Annotated in this window: 1 protein-coding gene; it reads right to left on the reverse strand. The window is 80.0% G+C overall.

Annotated elements, in window-relative coordinates:
• On the reverse strand, positions 1-2,337 hold a 2,337-nt coding region (locus NBY69_RS37495), incomplete at its 3' end, for a type II toxin-antitoxin system prevent-host-death family antitoxin (protein ID WP_284350447.1).
• Between the last annotated feature and the right edge of the window lie 775 nt (positions 2,338-3,112).

A 3,112-nucleotide genomic window follows, 5' to 3' on the forward strand; every position in this document is an offset into this window, starting at 1 on the left:
GGGTGCGCTTGGGGCGGCCGGGGCGGTGGGAGCGGCTGCGGCGGGGACGGTGGCCGGGGTGGGCGTTACAACTCCGTTGCTGGGTGCGGTTGTTGCTGCTGCTTCGGGTGTACCGGGGGTGGGCGGGAGCGGGGTGCCGTCGGGGGCGGCGGGGAGCAGCACGGCGAGGGGGGTGACGTGGCGGCGCAGGACCTGGGGGTGGCCGGTGGCGGCGGCCTGGATGAGGTCGCCGAGCTTCTTGCGGGCGTCGGCGGTGCCGTGCGCGGTGGCGGTGGTCAGGTCCCAGCCCAGGGCCGTGGCGGTGGCGGGGGCGGTGAGCAGGGCGTGGTGGGTGCCGCGGGCCAGCGGGGTGGAGGTGCCCTGGCCGGCTGCGCTGATCAGCTGCGGGAGGGTGCTGCGGGCCTGGTGCAGTGTCTGCGGGGGCGGGGCCAGGACCAGGTCGAGGGCCGGGGTCGGGGGCTCGGCGGGGGCTTCGCCGGCCGGGCTGGCGGCCGGCCGCAGGGCGGCGGACACGGCGCTGGCGACCGGGGCGGCCGGGTCTTCACCGGTCGGCGCGGCCGGGTCGGCGGCCGCCGCGGTGACGAGAGCCGGGACGACCGGTACGAGGCGGGGCGCAGCAAGGTCGTCGCCGGGCTCGGCGGCCGGAGCAGCGGGGACTTCACCGGCCGGGGCCGGGGGGGGCAGGGTGTTCTCGCGCGCCTCCGGCGCGGGGGCGGCGGCAGGCTCGGCGACCGGGAGCGGGTCCGGGGTGGAGGTGCGCGCCTCCGGCGCGGGGGTGACGGCCGGGGCCAGGCGGTGGTGGTCGGCCGCGGACTTCAGGCTCGCCAGCTTGGGGCGCTCCAGGACGGTGTGGAGGCGGTCGTCTGCGACCAGGACCAGGGGGAAGCGCTCCGGCCCTCCGGGCGCCCACAGGCCGTAGAGCGTCTGCAGCGCGGCGGTGGCCAGCCGGTGGGCGTCGGGCACGACCAGGAGGCGGGCGGAGCGGTCGAGTTCGGCGGCGACGAGTTCCAGCGCGGCGCTGTGCTCGCGGGGCTGCGGCTGGCGGTGGTCCAGGCCGAGCCCGGTGTAGAGGGCGTGGATCAGGGCGGCTTCGTCGGTGCCCGGGTGGGGGCGGATCCAGACGGCGGGCAGCGGCTGGTGCTGGGTGGCGGCGGTGACCGCCGTGGCGGCCTCCGGGCCGGGGCCGGTGACGCACAGCAGGGCCCGGTGCTCGACCGTGGAGCGCAGGTCCTGGAGGAGGGCGGCAGCTGCGGGGGCGGGGAGCGGGGCGGCGGCCGGGTCGGTGTCCCCGGCGGGGGCCGTGGCGGTGGCGGGGGCCGTGGCGGTGGCCGTGGCGGTGGGCGGCGTGGGGGCCGGGCCCGCCGGGACGGTGTCAACAGCGTTGGTAGGAGCGGGAGTTACTGCGATCGGGGCCGGAGCGGCCGGGTGGGGGACGTCGTCGCCCGGGGCTTGGGCGGGGAGCATCGGCGCGGGGCCCGGCCCGGCGGTCGGTCCGTCGTCCGGCTTCCCGGCCGGGGCGGTGTCGGGCGCGGCCTGGGCCAGTTCCACCCCGGCGGCGAACTCGGCCGCGGCGACCGTGCCCAGCGCGGGCCGCAGGTAGTCGGCCACCACCTGCTCCAGGCGCGCGTATGCGAGGTCGGCGCGGGCGCTGGCCGGACCGCCGAACGCGGCACGAGGAGCGGTGAGCAGCGCGAGCCAGTGCGTCCCGGTGATCTTGCCCCGGGCGGCGGCCCCGAGCGCGGACTTCAGCTTGCGGCCCGCCGAGGTGGCCAGGGGGCCGCGCGGCGGATTCACCAGCTGGTACGCGGGCATGGCCAGGTTCTGGCGCAGCCCCAGCGGGACCGACACCCACAGCGGGTCTTCCGGGCCGGGAAGGTTGAGGTACCCGGCCGCCCCCGGTTCCGGCTCCGGGGCGGAGGCGGCTGGTGCGGCGGGTGCGGCGGCGGCCCGGCCGGACCGCCGTGAGGAGCCGGCCCCGCGTGCGGCCCCGCGCGGGGCGCTGCCGGAGCGGGCCGGACCGGGCGCAGCGCCGGTAGTCGTGTCCGCGACGCCGGCGGTCGTGTCCGCCGGGCCGGCGCCCCCTGCGGCCGGGACGAGCGGGTCCTCGCCGGCCGGGGCCGCACCGGCAACCGGGGCCGGATCGGTGTCCGGGGTGCTCCCGGCAGCGGGCACGGGCGCGGGCGGACCGGACGGAACAGCCCCGGGGACGGGCGCGGTGTCCGGCCCGGCCGGGCCCGCGACCGGCGGGACCCCGTCCGCACCGTGCGCCGCACCGGCATCAGCGCGACGGCCACCGGCAGCGGCGGCGCGGGAGGAACCCGAACGAGAAGAGGACACCAGGCACTCCAGACACAGAATGAGGAAGAGACGCACAACAGACAACGACCCAGGACGACCCGGGACGACCGGGGACGACCGGGGACGACCGGCACGGCCCCAGGGGGGTGAAGGCGCACCGGCCCGAAGCGGGCGGGCACCGCCGACCGGGCGGCGGAGCCGACCGGCGGACCGGCGGACCGGCGGACGGCAGGAGGCCGCCCCCGTCCCGGGCAGGGCGCAGCACAGCCCGGGACCGCAGGCCACCCACACCCACACACAAGGTGTAACGCTGGTCGTCAGTCTAGCCACACCGGTACACACCCGGAACGGAATGTTGTAACGAGAACGAGTGAAACCGCGCCCGGGACGCAGTGGGGCGGCCCGGGTGGCGCAGCGGCCCGGCCACGCGCGGACGGCCCGGACCGGCACCGGCGGCGGGGGCCCCTGCGGCGGCCCGGCGGTGCCCCCGCCCGCCCGCCCGCCCGGACGGGCGGGCGGGACGGGCGGGACGGCCGGGCGGGCGACGGACGGGCGGACGGGTTCGCGGCGGACGGGTTCGCGGCGGGACGGGCAGCCCGGCGAGCGGGGGGGTGAGGTCACTCCCCCGCCAACCCGGCAGCAGCGACCCGGCAGCGGGACGGAGACGGCAGCCCGGGCGACCGGGCGGACGGAGGCGGCGGGCCGGGGCGGCGGGCCGGGCCGGGCCGGGGGGTGAGGTCACTCCCCCGCCAACCCGGCCGGACGGCGGCGAGCGACCCGGCGGCGGGACGGAGACGGCAGCAGCGGGCCGGGC

It is taken from the genome of Streptomyces sp. A 4/2 (genome assembly GCF_940670765.1).
Taxonomy (GTDB): Bacteria; Actinomycetota; Actinomycetes; order Streptomycetales; family Streptomycetaceae; genus Streptomyces.